Genomic DNA, 23,153 nt, shown 5'->3' on the forward strand with positions numbered 1-23,153 from the left:
CTAATGACGGTTGAGGTCGAACGGCATTCCTACGACGTAGTAGTGATCGGTGCCGGCGGCGCAGGCCTACGAGCGGTCATCGAAGCCCGGGAACGGGGTTTGAAGGTCGCCGTGGTGACGAAGTCGCTCTTCGGCAAGGCACACACCGTGATGGCCGAGGGCGGTTGCGCCGCCGCGATGCGCAACGTCAACACCAAGGACAGCTGGCAGGTGCACTTCGGTGACACCATGCGCGGCGGCAAGTTCCTGAACAACTGGCGGATGGCCGAGTTGCACGCGCAGGAAGCCCCCGACCGGGTGTGGGAGCTTGAGACCTACGGCGCGCTGTTCGACCGCACCAAAGACGGCAAGATCAGCCAGCGCAACTTCGGCGGGCACACCTACCCGCGGCTGGCACACGTCGGCGACCGCACCGGTCTGGAGATCATCCGCACCCTGCAGCAGAAGATCGTCTCGCTGCAGCAGGAGGACAAGAAGGAACTCGGCGACTACGAGGCCCGGATCAAGGTCTTCCACGAGTGCGCGATCACCGATCTGATCAAGGACGGCGACGCGATCGCCGGCGCCTTCGGCTACTGGCGCGAGACCGGCAAGTTCATCCTGTTCGAGACGCCGGCCGTGGTGCTCGCCACCGGCGGCATCGGCAAGTCGTTCAAGGTGTCGTCGAACTCTTGGGAGTACACCGGCGACGGGCATGCGCTCGCACTGCGCGCGGGTTCCGGCCTGATCAACATGGAGTTCATCCAGTTCCATCCGACCGGCATGGTCTGGCCGCTGTCGGTGAAGGGCATCCTGGTCACCGAGGGTGTCCGCGGTGACGGCGGGGTTCTGAAGAACTCCGAGGGCAAGCGGTTCATGTTCGACTACATCCCCGACGTGTTCAAGGGGCAGTACGCCGAAACCGAGGAAGAAGCCGATCAGTGGCTCAAGGACAACGACTCCGCGCGCCGCACCCCTGACCTGCTACCTCGCGACGAGGTCGCCCGTGCCATCAACGACGAGGTCAAGGCCGGCCGCGGCACCCCGCACGGTGGCGTCTATCTCGACATCGCCACCCGGATGCCCGCCGAGGAGATCAAGCGCCGCCTGCCGTCGATGTACCACCAGTTCATCGAGCTGGCCGAGGTCGACATCACCAAGGACATGATGGAAGTCGGTCCGACCTGTCACTACGTGATGGGCGGCATCGAGGTCGATCCCGACAGCGGCGCCGGCGCCACACCCGGCCTGTTCGCTGCGGGCGAGTGTTCAGGCGGTATGCACGGCTCGAACCGGCTCGGTGGCAACTCGCTGTCGGACCTGCTGGTGTTCGGCCGTCGCGCCGGGCTCGGTGCGGCCGACTACGTGCGGGGACTCGCCGCACGTCCCGCGGTGACGGATGCGGCGATCGACGAGGCCGCCACCTTGGCGCTATCGCCGTTCGAGCCGAAGGCCAACGCCGAGAACCCGTACACCCTGCATGCCGAGCTGCAGCAGTCGATGAACGACCTGGCCGGCATCATCCGCAAGGAAGGTGAACTCGAAGAGGCACTGGCCAAGATCGACGAGCTCAAGGCGCGCTACGCCAACGTCGTCGTCGAAGGCGGCCGGCTCTTCAACCCCGGCTGGCACCTGGCCATCGACATGCGCAACATGCTGCTGGTCAGCGAGTGCGTGGCCAAGGCCGCGCTGCAGCGCACGGAAAGCCGTGGCGGGCACACCCGCGACGACTTCCCCAAGATGGACGCCCACTGGCGCAACAAGTTGCTGGTCTGCCGGGTGGCACCTGGCGAGGCTGACGTCATCGTGCCCGATGTGACGGTGACGTCTGAGCAGCAGCCCGTGATGCGGCCCGACCTGCTGGGCACGTTCGAGCTCTCCGAACTCGAGAAGTACTACACCGAAGATCAACTGGCCGAGCACCCTGAGCGGAAGGGCTGAAAATGGCTGCTTACGACGCAAAACTGCGGGTTTGGCGCGGCGATGAATCCGGCGGCGACCTGCAGGACTACACCGTTCAGGTCAACGACGGCGAAGTGGTGCTCGACATCGTCCACCGGCTGCAAGCCACCCAAGCCGGCGATCTCGCGGTGCGGTGGAACTGCAAGGCCGGCAAATGCGGTTCATGTTCCGCGGAGATCAACGGCAGGCCGCGGCTGTTGTGCATGACCCGCATGTCGACGTTCGGCGAGGACGAGGTCGTGACGATCACGCCGATGCGGACCTTCCCCGTCATGCGCGACCTGGTCACCGATGTCTCCTTCAACTATCAGAAGGCACGGGAGATCCCGTCGTTCACTCCCCCGAAGGACCTGCAGCCCGGCGAGTACCGCATGCAGCAGGAGGACGTGAACCGCAGCCAGGAGTTCCGCAAGTGCATCGAGTGCTTCCTGTGCCAGAACGTGTGTCACGTCAACCGTGACCACGAGGAGAACAAGAAGTCCTTCGCCGGCCCGCGTTATCTGATGCGGCAAGCCGAGCTGTCGATGCACCCGCTGGACACCATCGACCGTCGCGATATGGCTCAGGAAGAAAACGGCCTTGGCTTCTGCAACATCACCAAGTGCTGCACCGAGGTGTGCCCCGAGCACATCAAGATCACCGATAACGCGCTGATCCCGATGAAGGAGCGCGTGGCCGACAAGAAGTACGACCCGGTGGTGTGGCTCGGCAACATTTTGTTCCGGCGCGACAAGGACAAGTAAGTCAAAGCTTTCGGGTAGCGGGCCGCGAGATTTCCCAAGGATTTTTCTCTGGGGATTTCTCGCGGCCCGTTCCTATTGGCGGCCATCTGGGTAGCCTCGAACCATGGGTAGCGTCCATAGCGTCAACGACATTCGCACGGCGATCCGCGAGCTGTCCGCCCGCGCCGAACTGGCTCTCAAAGAGGGTCGGCCCGACGACGCGGCCGAGATCGAGCAGCGCATCGCCGGCTACCGCGAAGAACTCGGCGAGAAACCCTGACCCGCGCGGCGGGAGCAGGCTGGGCTAAGCGCCCAGTCTGCGGAAGGTGCTGCGGTGGAACACAATCGGCGGAACGTCGTGCACCGTGATGTTCGTGACCGCCAAGACGACGATGGTGTGGTCACCGGCAGGCAACAGCTGCTCGATCGAACTCTGCAGCCAGACACTGGTGCCGTGCACGAACACCGCACCGCTCTCGTGCGAGTGGGTTTCCAGCCCGGCAAATCGATCACCGGTCTTGGCCGCGAGGGTTCGCGCCGCGGCGTCGTGCGACTCGCCGAGAAGGCTGATGCCCAGGGCGGGCAAGTCCTTCAGCTTCGGCCACGTCTCCGAGTTGTTCTGCACACAGAACGAGACCAGCGGCGGATCCAGCGACACCGGCACGAAGGTGCTGGCGGCCAGGCCGACCCGAATACCGTCGACTTCGGCGGCGATGGCGATGACACCGGAAGGGAAATGCCCGAACGCCTCACGTAGCGAGGCGGGGCTGAACTCTGTGTTGCTCATAACACGTTCATTTTCACATGTGACGGTGCGTCGCGGCCACAGTAGGGTCCGGCACGATTCAAATATCCGTTGAGTAGCCTTGGGCCGTGCCGAACGTTTCAATCTTGTCCGTGTTGCGCGAACGCGCTGGTCTGACACCAGACGACGTCGCCTTCACGTTCACCGATTACGACCGGGATTGGAACGGAATCGCCGCGAGTTTGACCTGGTCGCAGCTGTACCGCCGGACGCTGAACGTCGCGCACGAGATCAGCCAGCATGGCGCCCCTGGTGACCGGGCACTGATCATCGCCCCGCAGGGCCTGGCCTATGTCGTCGCGTTCCTGGGGGCCATGCAGGCCGGTTTCATCGCTGTCCCGCTTTCGGTTCCCGTGCCGGGGTCGCACGACGAGCGGGTCAGCGCCGTGGTGACCGACACGTCGCCGACGGTGGTTCTGACCACCTCCGAGGTCTTCGAAGTCGCCGCACAGTACGTGGACGACGGCGCCGCCGTGATCGCGACGATCGCGGTGGACACGCTCGAGCTCGACGCCGTCAAAGACGTCGACACCGAGGTGCCCGACGGACCGGATATCGCCTACCTGCAGTACACCTCTGGCTCGACCCGGCTGCCGGCCGGCGTGATGATCTCGCACCGCAACGTGCTCGCGAATTTTGACCAGTTGATGGCCGAATACGTGCCCCACCACGGGGGCAAGTTCCCGCCGGGGACCAGCCTGGTCTCGTGGCTGCCGTTCTTCCACGACATGGGTCTGATCCTCGGGATCGCCGCACCCATCCTCAGCGGGTGCCCCGCGGACCTGATGAGCCCGATCGCGTTCCTGTCCCGCCCGGTGCGATGGCTGCAGGCCATGGCCCGCCAGCCGAGGGCGTGGTCGGGCGCGCCCAACTTCGCGTTCGACCTCACCGCACGGCGTGCCACCGACGACGAATTGGCAGACCTCGATCTCAGCGGCGTCGTTGGCATCATCAACGGAGCCGAACGCATCCATCCGGAAACCCTGGTCAAGTTCAACGAACGTCTCGCGCCCAACGGCTTCCGCCCCGAGATGGTCGCGCCTTCCTACGGTCTGGCCGAGGCGACGGTTTACGTCACCAGCAGTGCCGCGAACCGAGTGCCGGAGGTTGCCGAGTTCGACCCCGTCGAGTTGTCCCTGGGCACGGCGATGCCCAAGGCCGGCGGGGCACCGTTGTTGCGGTACCGGCTGCCGGCGTCGCCACTGGTTCGGATCGTCGATGCCGACACCTGCCAACTGTGCCCGGACGGCACCGTCGGCGAGATCTGGACGCACGGCGACAACGTCTCCGCCGGGTACTGGCGCAAACCGGAGCAGACCGGATCCGCGTTCGGCGCGACGCTGATCGACCCGCCCACGGGCGCCCCGGAGAGCGGTTGGCTGCGTACCGGCGATCAGGGCTTCATCTCCGAGGGCGACCTGTTCATCGTGGGCCGCATCAAAGACATGCTGATCGTGCGCGGCCGCAACCACTACTCCGATGACATCGAATCGACGGTGCAGAAGATCACCAGGGGTCGGGTGGCCGCCATCGCGGTGTCCGACGAGCAGACCGAGACGTTGGTGACTGTCGTCGAGCTCAAGAAGCGCGATGATTCCGACGAGTATGCAGAAGTGAAAAACGATGTGATCGCGGCGATTTCACGTGCCCATGGCTTGCAGGTCGCCGACATCGTGCTGGTGGAACCGGGGTCGATCCCGACCACCACGAGCGGCAAGGTCCGCCGAGCAGCGAGCATCGAGCAGTACCGCCAAGGGCAGTTTGTCCGGTTGGACGCGTAGCTGATCAGCTGATGTGGTTCACCCTGTTGGTGATGGCCGTCGCGGTCAGTCTGGAACCGTTTCGGATCGGCATGTCGGTGCTGATGCTGAATCGTCCCCGCCCCCACCTGCAACTGGCCGCCTTCCTGTGCGGCGGCTTCGTGATGGGCCTGACTGTCGGCGCGGTGGTGTTGTTCGCGCTCGAGTCCCGGATCCCGGCGTCGGCGCATTTCACGCTGCCCAGGGTGCAGATCGTCATCGGTGTGCTGGCCCTGCTGGCGGCGGCGATCTTGGCGGTCACCAAGGGCCGCGACCGCACCCCGCCGGCGTGGTTGACCCGCCTGCTCGATGGCCAGTCACTGTGGGTGGCCGGTGTCGCAGGCCTGGGTATTGCGCTGCCCTCGATCGACTACCTGGCGGCACTGGCCGTCATCGCCGCGGGTGCGGTCGCCCCCGCTGTGCGGTTCGGGGCATTGGTGACGTTCAACGTGGTGGCGTTCGCGCTGGTGGAGATACCGCTGTTGGCGTATCTGGTGGCTCCGCAGCGGACCCGCTCGGCGATGACGGCACTGCACGGCTGGGTCCGTGCGCGGCGGCGGCGCGAGGTCGCGGTGCTCCTGGCCGTCGTCGGCGTCGTGTTGCTCTCGGCGGGACTGCTCGGGGTGTAGAACTCAGTGCGCGCTTGGACCGTGGTCCAGCACGTACTGAAGCCCCGCCGACAGCTGCGACAGCGGATCCGTGCCACCGCCGAAGGCGGCCTGGGTGGCCGGCGCGGTGACGGCGGCAGGATCGTAGCCGTGCACCGGATCCACCTCGATCGGCGCGGTCAGCGGATCGTCGTTACGCGAATAGCCCGCGTCCACTGAGGGTTTCAGCACCGCGTCCAATTTAAGAAGCGTAGGTTCGTCCACCCCGAGGTACTTGAACGGCAATACCAGCGGCAAATGCTGTTCGGGGATCAGGTACGTGGTGGTCTTGGCGCCCCTGGAGTTCATGCTGGTGGCGATGTTCTGCGGCGGAACCATGCTCGGGTTGGTGAAGGCCACGGCCGTGTGTCCGGTCGCCAGCCCCACGACCGCATTGGCCACCGACATCCAGTTGTCCTGCCGGTCCGGCCAGTCGGCGATGCTGTCGTACGCCGAAACGAAGCGGTAGGAGTCGTACTGGCTGTCCACCTGGGGCGGCATCGTGTAGTCCAGCGCTGGGACCACACTGCCCACCGGGAAGTTCTGCGCGAGGAAGCCCGCGCCGAAGGCGTGGGGTGCGACCGGATCACCATAGGTGGCGAAGGACAACTGGTTGGGCGGCGGCGCGTTCGGATCGGTGGCCAGCCGGTTCTGCACGGCGTTGAGCACCATCGCACCCTCGGACAGTCCGATCGCGGTGCCCTGCCCGCCTTCCTGGATCGCCCGGATGACGTTGCCTTCACCCTCGTCGACCGACTCGCCGATACTCGGGCCGTCGATGCCAAGGCCCGGGAAGTTGTCGTCCAACTTGCCGATGCCGGGGAACAGTCGCTCGAGCGTGTGGCCCTGGACCTGTCCGGCGGGGTAATCGACGATCTGCCGGTTCAGGCCGGGGAACCAGTCCGCACCGGTGCGGCGGATGTACTCGTCGTAAGGGATGCCGAGAACGTGCGCGCCGCCCAGTGCATATCCGCGGCCCGGCGTGCCGATCGGTGTCGGCCCGTCGTTGTTCGGCTGATTCGGCGACGGCTGATCGGCGGCGGCGATTCCGCCGGTGGCACAGAGGGTCAACAGCGTGGTAGCCGTGGCGAGTAGCTTCTTCATGCCGTACCGCTCTCCTGCGACTTCAATCGTGACGGCCACCAGTTCGCCTTTCCGACCAGAGTAGCGATCGCGGGCACCGTGACGGTCCGCACCAAGAATGTGTCCAGCAGGATTCCGACGCCGATGACGAACCCGCCCTGCACCACGGTACCGATGCTGGAAAACAGCAGACCCCACATCGAGGCCGCGAAAATCAGACCCGCCGCGGTGATGACACCCCCGGTCGATGACAACGTCCGAATGACGCCGTAGCGCGTGCCGCCGGGACTGTCTTCGTCCCGCAATCGTGAGGCGAAGAGGAGGTTGTAGTCGGCTCCCACCGCGACCAGGACGACGAACGCGAGTGGCGGCACCGTCCAGTGCAGCTGTTGGTGGAACAGGTACTGGAAGACCAGCACACCGATACCGAGTGCCGCGAAGTACGAAAGCACCACGGAGCCAACCAGATACAGCGGTGCGATAACCGCGCGCAGCAGCAACATCAACGTCAGCAGCACCACGATCATGGTGACGGCGATGATGAATCGGATGTCCTTCTGGTAGTAATCGCGGGTGTCGCGCAGCGCGGTGGGATATCCGCCCATCGAGATCGTGGCGTCCGACAGGCTCGTGTTCGGCTGTGCACTGCGTGCGGCGTCGCTGATCGCATTGACCTGATCCATGGCATCGACGCTGAACGGATCAAGTTTGGTGAGCACCAGATAGCGCACCGAATGCCCATCGGGGGAGATGAACATCTTGGACGCCATCTTGAAGTCGGGCAGATTGAGGACTTCGGGCGGAATGTTGAATCCTGCCATCGCGGGGCTTGCGGCGTCCTGCTTCATCGACAGCAGGAATGCCGCCGCCTGATCGAGGCCGGTTCGCATGAGTTGGATCTGGTCGACGACCTGGTCCACACCGGTGGCGACGTCGCGGCTGCCGCTGGCAGCCCGATCGGCGCCCTGCCGAAGTTTGTTGGTGCTCGCCTGCGCACCGCCGGGCGAGTCCAGCCCCATGGTGTGCATCACCTTCGTGAGCTTGCTGAAGGCGTCGCTGAGCTGGTGCAGCGACGCGTCAAGGGACTGCTTGTCCTGCATCGACTGCAATTGCCCTGCCAGAGAGTTGATCTCGTCGAGGGTTCCGTCATTGCGCGCGTCGACCAGTGCTTGAAAATGACCGCGGGTCTCGGCGCAGGAGGGATCGAGATCGCACACGGCGTTACCGTGCAAGGCCACGAGCACCGGCCCCACCCAGGCGAACATGTCTCTGGCCGCGGTGAAGTTGACGCCCATCGAATTGCCCAGACGATTGACCGCGTTGACGAGCTTGGCGGCGACTTCGACGTTCTTCACCAGTGTGTCGCCGCTGTATTGGCCTTTGAGAGCGGCGAAGGCCTCGACCACGCTCTGAACGCTGCCGGCGATCTGACTGACCTGGCCGCGCACATCGCCGAGGTTGGTCGCGAGCGTGTTGGCCCCGCCGGCCAACCGGTTCAGGTCCTTCATATTGTTGGCGATCATCGCCGCACCGTTGCCAAGCTGATTGCCGACCAGGCCCGCTTGATACGTGGCCCTGAACTCTTGCGGCACGGTTCCGGTCGGTCGGGTGATGCCGCTGACCATCGCGATATTGGGCACCTGACTGATGCGCCCGGCCATCTGCTCCAGATCCGCGAGGGCCTGAGGCGTACGCAGGTCACGCGGCGAGCGGATCAGGACGTACGACGGGATCGACTGGTTGAGGTCGAAATGGCGTTCCAGCGCGGTGTACCCGACCGAGCTCGGGTCCTCTGGTGCTACCGCCTTGCGGTCGTCGTAGTTGTATCGCGCCAGCCCCACGCAACTGGCCAGCAAGATCAGGATCAACACACTGGCCACCAGATGGACCCGCGGCCGGCGCACGATCCGGATCCCCGACCGCCGCCACCACCGCGCAGTCAGTTCCCGCCGCGGCGTGATCCAACCCCGTGGCCCGACCAGCGCGATGATGGCGGGCAACAGCGTGAGAGCGGCGAGATAGGCGACCCCGACCCCGATCGCCGATGAGACGCCGACGGTGGAGAACACGCCCATCTTGGCGAAGCTGATCCCGAGGAAGGTGAGTCCGATGGTGGCGGCCGATGCGGTGATCACCTTGCCCACCGAGCCCAATGCCTGCCGTATCGCATCGTCGGAGCTCTCGCCGAGCCGCACATAGTCGTGATAGCGGCTGATGAGGAACACCGCGTAATCCGTTCCGGCACCGGCGATCATCGCGCTAAGGAGAATGATGGCCTGGTTCGACACCCCCAACCCGGTCACATTGGACAGGCCGGCGACCACCGACTGGGCGATCACCAGGGCGGACCCGATCCCGACCAGCGGCAGCAACATGGTGATCGGATTGCGGTACACCAGAAGCAATACCGCGAGAACCAGGACCCCGATCGCGATTTCGATTGGCAGCCGGTCCTTTTGGCCGGCGACGGTGAGGTCGGCGACGGTGGCCGCCGGTCCCGTCAGGTGCACTTCCAGCGGGCTGCCCGCGGTGTTCTGCCTGACGATATTGGCCACCCGGTTATAGGCGGCATAGGACTCCGGGGTGCCCAACGCGCCCACCAGCCCCACCGGCACCACCCAGGACTTATTGTCCTTGCTCGTCAAAAATGAACGCAGAGCGGGTGTTTCGACAAAATCCTGCAGCATCACAACGTCGTGCTGGTCTTCGCGCAGTGCGCCCACCAGCTTGCGGTACATCGCTTCGTGCGCGGGAGTGAGTCCGTGCTCGTCGGTCAGGACCACCAGCAGCAGGTCGTCGCCGCCGGGTTCCTTGAACGCCTCGGTCATCTGGCGGGCCGCCACACTGGACGGCGCGTCGCCGGGCAGCATGGCCAGCGGATGCTTCTGGGCCATGTCGTTCAGGCTCGGAAATGTCAGCGGTAGCGCCACCGCCAACGCCACCCAGAGCCCAATCACCGCCCAAGGCCACCGCACCACAAAATCGGCTAGCCGTCGCACTTTGTCCTCACCACCGGGCCCTCACCTGTATTCCTCGTACGCGTGAGGTCCCGCTACTCACAACACGTCACCATTGCCCGCTGTCTGCGATCCGCTCGCACACCGATTTCATCGCGGCTATGTACCGGGAGACCGACTTCTGGGCGATCGGGTTATCCGGGAACATCACCGACATCACGGTGCCAGCCTCATACCGAAATATATAGATCGTCAGCTGGTAGGAGAATCTACCGTCGGAATAGATGCCGATATTGTTCGAATAGCCCATGTCAGCGGCCGCGAGCACGGCGTTCAAGGGTGCCGCGCCGCCATGCAGGAAGTTCGAGACCGGGAAGTTCGGCCGAGGCTTGTCCAACCAGGGCGCCAACTCCAGCACGCGGTAATACGGAACCCGCGCCAGGCTCAGGCCACCATCGAAGGAACTCTGCGCGGCCCAAGCGGCTTCACCGAACGACGTCGCGGCGATGGGAACGGTGATCGGGACCAGCCCGGTGAACCAGCCCTGCGTCGTGAAATTGTCCGTCGTTCTGCGGGTGTCTCTCGGCGTGAGTCCGTAATAGGTTGCCGCACCGGTGAACTCATGATCCACCATGGCGGTGCAGGCGAACAGGCCCCCGACGAAGCGGACCCCGGCAGACGTGCAGGCCGTTTCGAATCGCGCGGTCTGTTCGGCGTCCATCAGCGTGTCACCGACCATGTCGGCGACCGTCGGTTCCAGCGGGTTGCCCAGCGGCAGCGGGAACTCCGGCAGGCTGCCGTTGTTGTTCTCGGCAAACTCGATCCAGGCGCGGACCTCCGGCGAATCGACGGTCAAATCCGCCGTGGCCTGGTGCTCCTGGAGACAGAAATCGTCGAAGCTGCCCGCCTCCGGCAGGGCCATGGGCTGCCCGGTCATCGTCAAGGACGTGTACATGCCGTGGGCCTCCAGCATGGTGATCCCGATCAGCGCCGCATCCCCGTGGACATGGTCGATGCTGGCATAGAAATCGAAGTGATCCGCACTCTGGACCACCCCGAAGGAAAAGCACCCCCATTCCAGCGGGGTCGGGATATCGACAATCTGTTTGCGCGCGCCTTCGGCGGCCATTTCACCGAAGTCAATGGGCTCGAATTCAATATCAGCGGCGTCGGCGATCGTTCGCCTGACAATTTCTCCGGAACCCGAGTATTCGAACCAGCTCCGATACGTGTCATGGCGGCGCAAGTAGGCATTCAGCGCATGGGTCATAGCAGAAATATCACACTGACCTGGCACTTCGCAGGTCGCAATGATCTGTCGCGAATAGTCGAGACCGGCGGCGTCCTGTTCGTAGACGCCACGAATATGTTGGCCCTGCATATAGCTGACAGGCACCGAACTGACCGGTGCTTGACGAGCCTTCTCCATAGCCGCATTTGTCGGGCGCCAGGAGATCACCACACCGGGGCTCGGCGACCAATCATCGATTGTGCCGATCGTAATCTTCCCGATATGCAATATTCCCCTCCCGGGTCGATTTGAGATGGCCTCCGGACCAGCGACGCTGGTGGCCAGACCAACATAGCGCCTGCGGCTGAGACGGTCGCCGACAGACCCGATAGCCCAGCTCAGGAGTGGTACCGAGGAATGCCTGACGACCCCGTGCGGCTAGCTATGGGGACGCTGTGCACGTGTCCGAGCCCACGTCCTACAGCAACGCACATGTCATACTGGCTCGCGGGAGATGAGCCGGCCGTCGCTGTCGGGAGATGACCGGGCCGTGGCCGTTCGGAAGTTAATCCTGGGCCTGACGTGGTCTCCCGAGATGGATCGACCCAGATCGATCGACGTAGTACCGGCCCGATGCGGAGAGCACAACCTGATGGCATTTACCGAACATCCGACGCAGCAAGCGCCACGCTTCGCGATCGTCGGGTATGCGGCCCGTTTTCCCGGCGCCGCGGATGCGGACCAGTACTGGGACCTGCTGCAGGACGGTAGGGACGCGGTCACCGAGGTGCCCCAGGACCGGTGGGATGTCGACGAGTTCTTCGACCCGGACCCCGACGCTCCCGGCAAAATTGTCACCCGGCGCGCCGGGTTCGTCGACGATGCCACCGGGTTCGATGCACCGTTCTTCGGAGTGTCAGCCCGCGAAGCCAACGTGATGGACCCACAGCATCGACTGCTGCTGGAGACCGCGTGGCACGCTGTCGAGCACAGCGGTACCGCGCCAACAGCTTTGGCGAACACCCGCACGGGCGTGTTCGTCGGGTTGGCCACCCATGACTTCCTGGGAATGGCATCGGACGCACTGACTTACCCCGAAATCGAAGCCTATCTGGCCATCGGTACGTCCAGCGCGGCCGCGGCCGGCCGGATCAGCTATCGATTGGGGCTACAGGGCCCCGCAGTCACGGTCGACACCGCCTGCAGCTCGTCGCTGGTGGCGATTCACCAGGCCTGCCAGGCGCTACGCCTGGGCGAATGCGATCTCGCGCTGGCCGGCGGGGTCAACGTCATCCTCAGCCCGGCCACCATGATCACGTTCTCCCACTCCCGGATGTTGGCCCCCGACGGCCGCTGCAAGACCTTCGACGCCGCCGCCGACGGCTACGTCCGCGGCGAGGGCTGCGGTGTCATCGCCGTCAAGCGCCTCGAAGACGCGATCCGCGACGGTGACCACATCCGCGCCGTGATCCGCGGCAGCGCGGTCAACCAGGACGGCGCATCGGGCGGCCTGACGGTGCCCAACGGGGTGGCCCAGCAGCGAGTGATCGGTGAGGCGCTGGCGTGTGCGGGGCTGGTCCCCAGCGATATCGGCTACCTGGAGGCGCACGGGACCGGAACGTCTCTGGGTGATCCCATCGAGGTCCAGGCCGCCGCTGCCGCCCTTGGCAAGGGCCGCGACCCGGACCAGCCGCTGCTGATCGGGTCCGCGAAGACGAACATCGGCCACCTGGAAGCCGCCGCGGGTGTCGCCGGAGTCCTCAAGGTCGTCCTGGCCCTGGAACACCAGGCACTGCCCAAGCACCTGAACTTCCGCAATCCGTCACCGCACATCCCCTGGGATCGGATTCCGGTGCGCGTCGTCGACGAGACGGTGGCCTGGGAGCGCTCCGAGAGGCCCCGCATCGCGGGCGTCAGCTCGTTCGGCTTCTCCGGCACCAATGCCCACATCATTCTCGAAGAGGCGCCGCAGGTTGCGCCCACCGCCGCTGTCGCGCTGGCCGATGATCGCCGGTTCATGGTGCTTCCGCTGTCCGCCCGCACCCCGGCCGCGCTGGTGCAGACGGCCGAGCTCTACCGCAGCTGGGTCAGCGAGCATCCGGAGGCCACCCTGGCCGACGTGTGCCTGACGGCCGGGGCCGGTCGCGCCCACTTCGAGCACCGGGCCGCCCTGGTGGTCAATTCTCTGGAGTCCGCACGCGAGCTGCTCGGTGCCCTCGCTGACGATCTGCCTGCCCCCGGGCTGGTGCGCGGCGACAGCGCGGACACGCCCAAGACCGCGTGGTTGTTCCCCGGCCAGGGCAGTCAGTACGCCGGCATGGCGCGCGAGCTCTTCGAAACCGAACCGGTGTTCGCCGAGACGATGACCCGGTGCGCCGAGGCGGTTGGCGACGCGCTCGAAAAGCCCTTGCTGGACATCATCTTTGATGCCGACGGCACAGAAACTTTGAAGCAGACCAGGCACGCCCAGCCCGCGATATTCGCGGTGGAGATGGGCCTGGCCAGGCTGTGGCAGTCGCGGGGCTTCGAACCCGATGTGGTGCTCGGACACAGTGTCGGCCAGTACTCGGCGGCGTGCGTAGCAGGCGTGTTCAGCCTCGAGGACGGGGCTCGACTGCTGGCCGAGCGGGGCCGTCTTTTCGGAGATCTGCCCACCGGCGGACGGATGTGCGCGATCTTCGCCGACCCGGACCGCGTCGAACGCCTCACCGATGAATTCCCCAGCCTGTCGGTGGCTGCCTACAACGGCGCCAACACCGTCCTGTCCGGACCGGCAGCTGACCTGGAACTGGCGGTAGCCCAGCTGACGGACGACGGGGCCCGCTGTGACTGGCTGGACACCAGCCACGCGTTCCACTCGGCGCTGCTGGATCCGGCACTCGATGCCTTCGAGTCGTACGCGAATGGCTTCGAATTCGGTTCGCCCCAAAGGATTCTGGTGTGCAACCGGACGGGTGCCACCCTCGGCCGCAACGCCAAGCTCGACGGCTCCTACTGGCGGCGCCATGCGCGCCAGCCGGTCCAATTCGCCAAGGGCGTGGCGACGCTGGCCGAACTCGGCTGCACACTGTTGCTCGAGGTCGGCCCCCAGCCGGTGCTCACCGCCGCGGCCCTGCGGGCCTGGCCCGACCCGGCGACCGCGCCCAAGGCAGTCGCGTCGCTGCGCCGCAACGGTGCCGACCATCGCCAGGTCACCGAAGCTCTGGCCGGCGCCTACGTCGCCGGTCACCTGCCCGACTTCGGTGCGCTCGTGCCGCAGCCGGCGCGCAAGCTCGATCTGCCGACCTATCCCTTCCAGCATCGCCAGTACTGGTTCAGCAACAAGCAGGTGCAGGCGACCGCGGCTGACGCGACGCGCACCGAAGCTGTCCGACTGCTCGAGGACGGTCGCATCGAGGAACTCGCGGCTCTGCTCGACGGCACGGGCACCAGCCAGACGACCGCTGAGGTGCTGAACAAGCTTGCCGCACAACATAACCGGCAACGAAGCGCGCAATCGATCGCCGATGTCCGCTACGAGATCCGCTGGGAGCGGTCAGCCAACTCGTCCCCAGCCGAGATCGGCGAAGGAGCCGCTTGGCTGCTCATCGGCGATGACGCGGCGGTCATGCGGCCATTGGTCGATGCGTTGACCACGAACGGCCACCGGCACCGCGTCCTCGGACTACCGGTGTCCGACGCCGACGAGGAACGCCTGGTCGACGAATTGCGCGCTGCGGCCCATGACGAGCCGGCGCTGCGCATCTTGCACATTGCGGCACTGGACTCCGACGGCGCGCCGTCGATGCGCTCGCTGCTACGGATGCAGCACCGCGTCATCGGTGGCACTCAGCGACTGTTCCGCGCTGCTGCCGCCGCCGAACTGCGCACCCCAATCTGGGTGACAACCCATGGTGCACAACGCGTTACCAACGACGACACGGTGTCGCCGGAGCAGAGCAGCCTGTGGGGATTCTGCCGCGCCGCCGCGCTGGAGTATCCGCAGGTGTGGGGCGGACTCATCGACCTGTCCGGCCGCGGCGCCGACGAGTGGTCACGCTTGCTCAAGCAGGTCGTCACGGCTTCACCGGGTGAAGACCAGATCGCACTGCGGGCCGACGTCGTACAGGTGCCGCGGCTGGTTCGTCGTACCGGGCAACCCAACTCGGCACCGCTGGAACTGCGTTCCAGCGCAACGTATCTGGTGACCGGCGGGTTGGGATCGCTCGGACTGGAGATCGCGGGATATCTGGCCGCACACGGTGCCCGGCAGCTGGTGCTGACCAGCCGGCGAGCAGCAGGCGAAGCGGCGCAACGCCGCATCGACGCGCTCCGCGAGCAACACGGCTGCGACGTCCGGGTGATCTCCGCTGATGTTGCCGACCCGCACGATGTCGCACGCCTGCTCGCCACGGTGCAGGCCGAGCTTCCCCCGCTGGCCGGGATCGTGCACGCCGCGGGCGAGAACAACACCACCCCGCTGAGTTCCCTGGACAGCACCGAAGTGGATCGAGTGTTCTCCGGGAAGGTTTGGGGTGCCTGGCATCTGAGCGAAGCCAGCGCAGATCTGGACCTGGACTTCTTCCTGTCCACCTCCTCGATTTCCTCGGTATGGGGCGGCTACGGCCAGAGCGCCTACAGCGCGGCGAACGCCTTCCTGGACGGGTTGACCTGGCGGCTGCGCAAGCAAGGCGTTCCCGCGATCAGCGTGAACTTCGGCCCGTGGTCGGCAGGCATGGCCGACCAGGATGCCCGCACCCAACTGGACCGGCGCGGCATTCGCACCCTGTCTCCGTCGGACGCGCTGTCCGGGATGGCCGACGTCATGGCGGCTGCCGGTTCGCAAGGCCCGGCGCAGGCTGTGGTGGCGCGGATCGACTGGGCCCGATTCCTGCCGATCTACCTGCAGGCGGGCCGGCGAGCACTGCTGGCCGAGGTGGCTCGGGAAGTGCCCGAATCGATCTCGGCGACAACCCAGGCGTCGGGAAGCACCCGCCTGGTCGAACAGCTCACCGCAGCTCCCGTTCAGCAGCGCAAGAAGCTCGTTCTGGAACACCTGCGCAACACCGTCGCCGAGGTGACCCGGATCGACGCGTCGGAGATTCGCGAAGAGGCCGGATTCTTCGATCTCGGCATGGACTCGCTGATGGCGGTGGAACTGCGGCGCCGGCTCGAGCAGGCGGTCGGTAAGGAACTGCCTGCGACGTTGGCGATGGACTTCCCCCGGCTGTCCGACGTGGCGGACTACCTGCTGTCCGACGTGCTCAATCTGAACGAACGGGCCAGCAGCCAACTTACGACCCAGCCGACCTCGCTGGCGACCTCGGCGACGGACGAGCCGATCGCCATCATCGCGGTGGCCTGCCGGTTCCCCGGCTCGCCCGATGCCGAGGCGTACTGGGAGGTGCTGTCCGGCGGGGTGGATGCGATCCGGGAGATCCCCGAAGACCGCTTCGACGTCGACGAGTTCTACGATCCTGACCAGCAGATGCCGGGCAAGATCTACACCCGCAGCGGCGGATACCTGGAAAGCGTCGACAGCTTCGATCCGGAGTTCTTCGGCATCTCCCCGCGCGAAGCCGTCTGGATCGATCCGCAGCAGCGCCTGATGCTCGAGATTGCGTGGGAAGGGCTAGAGAGAGCTGGGTACGCGCCGTCCTCTGTGCGCGGCAGCCGAACTGGTGTCTTCGTCGGCGTGGGAGCCAACGAATACTCGCACCTGCTGTCGGGCGAATCGGTCGAGAACCTCGAGGCTCATTTCATCACCGGCAACGCGCTCAACGCGATTGCCGGCCGGGTGGCTTTCACCCTCGGTCTGGAAGGTCCGGCGATGGCGGTGGACACCGCCTGCAGTTCGTCGTTGGTGGCGGTCCATCAGGCCAGCCAGGCCTTGCATTCGGGCGACTGCGACATGGCCCTGGCCGGTGGCGTCAACGTCTTGTTGAGCCCGGCGTCCATCGTCGCCGCGTCCCGCGCGCGGATGCTGGCCCCCGACGGCCGATGCAAGACCTTCGACGCGGCCGCCGACGGCTACGTGCGTGGTGAAGGCTGCGGCATTCTGGTGCTCAAGCGACTCAGCGACGCACAGCGCGACGGCGACCGGATCTGCGCGGTCATCCGCAGCAGCGCGGTCAACCAGGACGGCGCCTCAAGCGGCTTGACGGTGCCCAATGGTGGTGCACAACAACGGCTTATCGCGGCGGCGCTGACTCGCGCCGGCCTCAGCGGCGGGGATGTCGACTACCTCGAGGCACATGGCACGGGCACCCCACTGGGTGATCCGATCGAGGTGCAGGCGGCCGCGGCGGTCTACGGCGTGGGCCGCGACCCGAACCGGCCACTGCTGATGGGAACGGCCAAGACCAACATCGGGCACCTGGAGTCCGCCGCGGGTGTCGCCGGTTTGGTCAAGGTCGTGTTGTCGTTGCAGCACGAACTGCTCCCGCAGAACCTGCATTTCCAGAACCCGTCGCCGCACATTCCGTGGGACTCGCTGCCCGTGCAGGTGGTGGACAAGGCGACGCCATGGCACGCGAACGGCAGGCCGCGCCGAGCCGGCGTCAGCTCGTTCGGGTTCACCGGCACCAACGCGCACGTGCTGATCGAAGAGGCACCGCAGCCCGCGCTGGCCGACGATGCCGCCGACGAACCCGTCGACACCGCACCCGAGACGGCCCGCGAACCATTGAGCCTGCTGCCGCTGTCTGCGCGGTCGGCGCAAGGCCTGGTCGCGCTGGCCCAGCGCTACTCCACCTGGCTGGATACTCACACTGGATCCTCGCTGGCCGACGTGTGCTTCACCGCAGGGGCGGGACGCTCGCACTTCGAACACCGGGCCGCGGTGGTCGCCACGTCCGGCCAAGAAGCCAGGATGCTGCTGGACGACCTGGTGGCGAACCGGCTTCGTCCGGGCGTGATTCGTGGCGAATGCACCGACCCGCCCACCACGGCGTGGTTCTTCCCAGGGCAGGGCAGCCAGTATCCGGGCATGGCGCGCGAATTGTTCGACAGCGAGCCGATATTCGCCGATACGGTGCGGCGCTGCGCGCAGGCCGTGGATCCGATGCTGCCGCGTCCGTTGCTGGACGTGCTGTTCTCCAGCGATCGTGAAGCCGTAGAAACGCTGCGGCACACGTCATTTGCGCAGCCGGCGATCTTCGCCGTCGAGATGGGCTTAGCCCGGCTGTGGCAGTCGTGGGGCATCGAGCCGGATGTGGTGCTGGGCCACAGTGTCGGCCAGTATGCGGCGGCGTGCGTGGCCGGCGTGTTCAGCCTCGAGGACGGGGCCCGGTTGATTGCCGAACGCGGCCGGCTGTTCGGCAGCCTGCCCGCAGGCGGCCGGATGGTCGCGGTGTTCGCTGATCCGGATTACGTGGAGCGCGCCGCGGCCACCTTCCCGCGGGTTTCGGTCGGTGCCTACAACGGCCGCAACACAGTGCTCTCGGGGCCGGGCGAAGATCTGGAACAGATCGTCGCCGCATGCAGCGAGGACGGCACCCGCTGCACCTGGCTGGAGACCAGTCACGCCTTCCATTCGGAATTGCTGGAGCCGGTACTCGACGAATTCGAGTCGTTCGCCAAGCAATTCGAGTACGCCGTACCGTCGAGGCCACTGGTCTGCAATCGGACCGGCGCCGTCCTCACCAGTGAGACGCCGATCAACGCTCAGTATTGGCGACGGCATTCCCGTCAGCCGGTGCAGTTCACCGAGAGTGTGCGCACGGTGGCCGACCTGGGCTGCTCGGTACTGATGGAGATCGGCCCGCAGCCGATCCTGACCGCGGCCGCGTTGCAGATCTGGCCGGAGACCTCGGCCACCCCGCGCGCGATCGTGTCGTTGCGCAAGGGCGCCAATTCACAGCGCCAGATGACCGAAGCCCTTGCCACGGCATACATCAGCGGGCACCGGCCCGACTTCGCCGTCAGGTACGACGCGCCGAGCCACCGGCTCGAACTGCCCACCTATCCGTTCCAGCGCCGTCGCTACTGGCCCAAGACATCAGGCATCCGCTCCGATGGCACCGCCGCGTCCGGAATCCTGGGCAGCGCCAAGGATCTCGCCTCCGGGGACACCGTCTACACCAACGTGCTGTCGGTCAAGACCCAGCCCTGGTTGGCGCATCACGTCATCTACGGCACGGTGGTCGTTCCTGGCGCGACGTACGCAGCGATGGCACTGGCCTCGGCGGGGGCGCCGGCGCGGGTCAAGGAAGTCTTCTTCTACGAGCCGATCATCCTGCCGGACAAAGCCTCCCGCGAAGTCCAGCTCACCCTGCATCCGGTCGACGACGGCTGGAAGTTCCAGGTGCATAGCCGGCCGCAAGGCGCGCGCGACGCCGAGTGGTCACTGAACTCCGACGGAACCCTGCTCGCGGGCGCCGATCCCGACGTGGAATCGCAGGAAACTGTAGTCACCCCGGACGAAGCGATCGAGCAGATGAATCGCACCCGCCCGCAGGAACTGTTCGACATCTTCCACGACATGGAATTGGCCTGGGGCCCAACCTGGTCCACCTCCCTGAAATCGCTGTGGGTCGGCGAGGGCGAAGCGATCGGCGATATCGCCATCGGTGAGGAACTCAGCGAGCACCTGGGTAGCGAGCCGATCCACCCGGTGCTGCTCGATCTGTGCACCGGCGTGGCGTTCCCGGCCTTCCCGGCGACGCTGGCCGCCGAGCAGGGGATGTCCGATCTGTTCCTGCCACTGCGGTACGGGCAGGTCCACGTGCAGGACAAGATGCCGCGGCGGTTCTTCTGCCGGGCTCGCTGGCATGCCAGTGAAGTCACCAGTGAAACCCAGGTCTTCGACATCGATTTCGTGGACCGCGATGGGCGTGTGCTGGGCGGGATCCGCGAGTTCACGGTCAAGCGTGCCCCGCGAGAGGCACTGCTGCGTGGGCTGGGCGGGGACTCGACTCGACTGCTGTACACCCTGGGCTGGCAGGAAGCCGCGGCACCGGCGTCGGTGGCCGTTGAAGAGGGCGCACCCAAGACCGCGAACGGGACCTGGCTGATCGCCGGGTTCGACGCGCTGACGGCCGAGGTGCCCGGTGCTACGGCGGTCAACGACGTCACCGATGCTCAGTCCTGGCAGCGGGCCTTCGCCGACGCCGCCGAGCGTGGGGCACCGGTCACCGGAATCGTCTGGCGCAGTTCAGGACAACCTGATCTCGACACCGATCCGTCGGACCGGCTGGAAGCGGAGATCGCCGCCCTGCTGGGGGCCGCGCAGACTGCGGTGACCGAAGGCCTGCGCGACGGTTTGTGGATCGTCACCGAGCGGGCGGTTGCCACCGAGCCTGGTGAGCCGGTCGATCCCGTTCAAGCGGCACTGTGGGGATTCGGGCGCACCCTGATCGCCGAGCAGCCGACCCTGCGCGTTCGTCTGGTCGACGGTGACGCCGGCGAGGACTCCCTCAGCTGGCTGGCCGGCGCACTCGGCACACCGGTGGTCGAGCCCGAAATGGCCGTACGGCAAGGACGTTTCCTGGTATCCCGGCTGCTGCATTGGGCGCGCAGCGGTCAGCTCCCGATGCCGCGCAGCGACGACTATGTCCTTGCGCCGACGGAACGCGGCGCGATCGACAACCTGCGCCTGACCGAGAAGGACGTCACCCCGCCCGATGTGCACGAGGTGCAGGTGCGGATCGAGGCCGCCGGCCTCAACTTCCGTGATGTGCTCAATGTGTTAGGCCTCTACCCGGGTGATCCCGGCCCGATCGGTGGCGACCTGTGCGGCGTCGTCACCGAAGTGGGTTCCGAGGTCACGGGATTGAAGGTCGGCCAGCGGGTCTTCGGCTCCATGCAAGGAGCCTTCGCCAGCCGGCTGAATGTGCCCGCGCAGTTGCTGGCCACCGTGCCGGACGGCATTGGCGCGGTCGACGCCGCGACCATTCCCGCTGCGGCACTGACGGTCCGGCTCGCGTTCGACTGGGCGCAGCTCAAGCCCGGGGACCGCGTCCTCATCCACGCAGCCAGCGGCGGCGTGGGACTGGCGGCCGTCCAAATGGCCAGGCAGCACGGCGCGATCGTCTACGCCACCGCGAGCACCTACAAGCGGGCGACGTTGCGCGCGATGGGTGTGGAATACGTCTATGACTCGCGCACAACGGATTTCGCGGATCAGATTCTCGCCGATACCGACGGTGCCGGGGTTGACGTGGTACTCAACTCCCTGACCAACGAGGGCTTCGTCGAAGCGACGGTGCGCGCGACCGCCAAGGGCGGCCGGTTCGCCGAGATCGCCAAACGCGATATCTGGACCGCCGAACAGATGGCAGCGGTCCGCCCCGATATCGACTACGAGATCGTCGCGCTGGACGTGACGATGATGACCGACCCCGAGCACATCCAGCGGCTGATGGTCGAGGTGTCCGACGGGTTGGCCAACGGTGAATGGACCCCGGTACCTGCCGAGGTCTACCCGCTGACCGAGGCCAGGGCCGCGTTCCGCCGGATGCAACAGGCCCGGCACATCGGCAAGATCGTGGTGCAGATGCCGAAACCGCTACAGCCGCGCGGTGATCGGAGCTATCTGGTCACCGGTGGCCTCGGTGCACTCGGCCTGCACACGGCCGCGTATCTGGCCCAGCTGGGCGCCGGCGACATCGTGTTGACGAGCCGCCGGGCTCCGGATGCCGAGACAGAACGTGCCATCGCTGCCATCACGGAGCGGTTCCACTGCCGGGTCCATGTGTTCTCGGCCGACATCGGCGACGAGTCCGACGCCGCCGCGCTGCTGACCAGGATCCGGGCCGAGTTGCCGCCGCTGGCCGGCGTCGCACACCTGGCCGGCGTGCTCGACGATGCGCTGCTACCGCAGCAGGACCTGGAACGATTCCGGACCACCCTGGCGCCCAAGGCTTATGGCGCGCACCATCTGCACCGGTTGACGAAGGACGACGAGCTCGAGTTCTTCATCCTCTACTCGTCGGCGTCGGCAGTGTTGGGTTCGCCGTCGCAGGCGAACTACGCCACGGCCAATGCGCTGCTGGACGGGCTCGTCGCGCAGCGCAGAGCGCAGGGACTCACCGCGACCGCCGTCAACTTCGGCCCGTGGGGTCATGGCGGTATGGCGAGCTCGCAGGCCGCGCTCGCCAACCTCAGCGCCCAGGGCATGATGCCGCTGGAGCCGTCGGCGGCCCTGGCCGCACTAGGCGAGGCGATTCGGCACGGCGCGGCGCAGGCCACCGTGCTCAAGGCCAACTGGCAGCGGACCGCGAAGATGCTGGGCGGCATCCGCCCGCCGCTTCTGGATCAGGTGCTGCCCAGTGGCGACGGGGTGGTCGCCGGTGACAGCGAGTTGCTTCGGCAGCTGCAAGAGACGCCGGTGGCGCAGCGGGCCGCCTTCATCACCGAATTCCTGCAGCGCGAGGTCCAGGGTTTCCTGCGGCTGGCCCAACCGCCTGCCGCAACGAGCAGGTTCTTGGACCTCGGCACGGACTCACTGATGGCGGTCGAACTGCGTAACCGGTTGTTCGGCCAGTTCGGCGGGAAGTTCGACATCAGCCCGACGGCGGTGTTCGACTACCCGACCCTGGCAGAACTCGCCGGGCACTTGGTGTCGCAGCTGCCCGATTCCGACGCGCCAACGGCCGCCACGGCGTCCGCGGATGCCGCAGAAGCATCAGAATCGCCTGCGGCACCGGACGCCGCCGCCGAGGGCGAAACCACCCCCGTGAACTGACCCAAAACGTCGTCATTGCGGTAGCGGTGTGATCAAGGTCGCACCCATCCCGGCATTTCTGACAACGCCACACGCCGTTGCTGTGGACTCGCTGAGATCCGTCCTGACCAGCGGATACAGCGGGGCCGGTCGCCTCGACGAAGCGCCAACCCAACCAGTGGGTTGATTAGCCGATTGAACTTGCTCACAACGACTTGCGTTCCGGTTACCGGCCGGTATAGTCAGCTCTGTTACTGGTGGGTAACTTAGCCCTAAGTCCCCAACCACAAAGCCCAAATTCAGATGACATTCTCGTCGAGGAGG

General features: G+C 66.1%; 10 protein-coding genes. 6 read left to right on the top strand and 4 right to left on the bottom strand.

The annotated features are described in order from the left end of the window. Positions 1–3 precede the first annotated feature (3 nt). From SLQ31_RS21080 to SLQ31_RS21090, 3 genes are all read left to right on the top strand, one after another. Positions 4–1,920, top strand: a complete 1,917-nt coding sequence (locus SLQ31_RS21080; protein ID WP_319435997.1) for a fumarate reductase/succinate dehydrogenase flavoprotein subunit — start codon at positions 4–6, stop codon at positions 1,918–1,920. 2 nt (positions 1,921–1,922) lie between these two features. Then, positions 1,923–2,684 (top strand): succinate dehydrogenase/fumarate reductase iron-sulfur subunit, encoded by a 762-nt coding sequence (locus SLQ31_RS21085; RefSeq protein WP_319435998.1) that lies wholly within the window; start codon positions 1,923–1,925, stop codon positions 2,682–2,684. A 103-nt stretch (positions 2,685–2,787) separates the two neighbouring features. Then, positions 2,788–2,943 carry a hypothetical protein gene (locus SLQ31_RS21090; RefSeq protein WP_319435999.1) on the top strand — a complete coding sequence of 52 codons (156 nt, stop codon included), beginning with the start codon at positions 2,788–2,790 and terminating at the stop codon, positions 2,941–2,943. 24 nt (positions 2,944–2,967) lie between these two features. Here the strand turns inward: SLQ31_RS21090 and SLQ31_RS21095 are convergent, their stop codons facing one another. Further along, the gene (locus SLQ31_RS21095) at positions 2,968–3,450 is read right to left on the bottom strand and encodes a flavin reductase family protein (protein ID WP_319436000.1); all 483 of its coding nucleotides are present in this window, start codon (positions 3,448–3,450) and stop codon (positions 2,968–2,970) included. A gap of 86 nt (positions 3,451–3,536) precedes the next feature. Here SLQ31_RS21095 and SLQ31_RS21100 point away from each other — a divergent pair, with 86 nt between their 5' ends. Then, entirely contained in the window at positions 3,537–5,249 is a 1,713-nt protein-coding gene (locus tag SLQ31_RS21100) for an AMP-binding protein (protein WP_319436001.1), read from the top strand. Positions 5,250–5,260: 11 nt separating this feature from the next. Next, positions 5,261–5,896 carry a GAP family protein gene (locus SLQ31_RS21105; RefSeq protein WP_319436002.1) on the top strand — a complete coding sequence of 212 codons (636 nt, stop codon included), beginning with the start codon at positions 5,261–5,263 and terminating at the stop codon, positions 5,894–5,896. A 3-nt stretch (positions 5,897–5,899) separates the two neighbouring features. Here the strand turns inward: SLQ31_RS21105 and pe are convergent, their stop codons facing one another. The 3 genes from pe to SLQ31_RS21120 all read right to left on the bottom strand — a co-directional run bounded on the left by pe (position 5,900) and on the right by SLQ31_RS21120 (position 11,473). Continuing rightward, on the bottom strand, positions 5,900–7,018 hold the full coding sequence (gene pe / locus SLQ31_RS21110; RefSeq protein ID WP_319436241.1) for an acyltransferase PE: 1,119 nt from the start codon (positions 7,016–7,018) through the stop codon (positions 5,900–5,902). Beyond that, on the bottom strand, positions 7,015–9,996 hold the full coding sequence (locus SLQ31_RS21115; RefSeq protein ID WP_319436003.1) for an RND family transporter: 2,982 nt from the start codon (positions 9,994–9,996) through the stop codon (positions 7,015–7,017). The genes pe and SLQ31_RS21115 overlap by 4 nt, the downstream gene beginning before the upstream one ends. 67 nt (positions 9,997–10,063) lie before the next feature. Continuing rightward, positions 10,064–11,473: a condensation domain-containing protein gene (locus SLQ31_RS21120; protein ID WP_319436004.1), complete on the bottom strand. Its 1,410-nt coding sequence runs from the start codon at positions 11,471–11,473 to the stop codon at positions 10,064–10,066. Between the two features lie 364 nt (positions 11,474–11,837). Between SLQ31_RS21120 and SLQ31_RS21125 the strand changes: the two genes are divergently transcribed. Then, positions 11,838–22,850: a type I polyketide synthase gene (locus SLQ31_RS21125; RefSeq protein ID WP_319436005.1), complete on the top strand. Its 11,013-nt coding sequence runs from the start codon at positions 11,838–11,840 to the stop codon at positions 22,848–22,850. Positions 22,851–23,153: the final 303 nt, after the last annotated feature.

The sequence above is a fragment of the Mycobacterium sp. RTGN5 genome (assembly GCF_033804465.1).
GTDB lineage: Bacteria > Actinomycetota > Actinomycetes > Mycobacteriales > Mycobacteriaceae > Mycobacterium.

Coding starts and splice junctions, on each gene's coding strand:
- SLQ31_RS21125 (WP_319436005.1), top strand. CDS start 11,838: ATGGCATTTACCGAACATCCGACGCAGCAAGCGCCACGCTTCGCGATC.
- SLQ31_RS21105 (WP_319436002.1), top strand. CDS start 5,261: ATGTGGTTCACCCTGTTGGTGATGGCCGTCGCGGTCAGTCTGGAACCG.
- SLQ31_RS21085 (WP_319435998.1), top strand. CDS start 1,923: ATGGCTGCTTACGACGCAAAACTGCGGGTTTGGCGCGGCGATGAATCC.
- SLQ31_RS21090 (WP_319435999.1), top strand. CDS start 2,788: ATGGGTAGCGTCCATAGCGTCAACGACATTCGCACGGCGATCCGCGAG.
- pe (WP_319436241.1), bottom strand. CDS start 7,018: ATGAAGAAGCTACTCGCCACGGCTACCACGCTGTTGACCCTCTGTGCC.
- SLQ31_RS21095 (WP_319436000.1), bottom strand. CDS start 3,450: ATGAGCAACACAGAGTTCAGCCCCGCCTCGCTACGTGAGGCGTTCGGG.
- SLQ31_RS21080 (WP_319435997.1), top strand. CDS start 4: ATGACGGTTGAGGTCGAACGGCATTCCTACGACGTAGTAGTGATCGGT.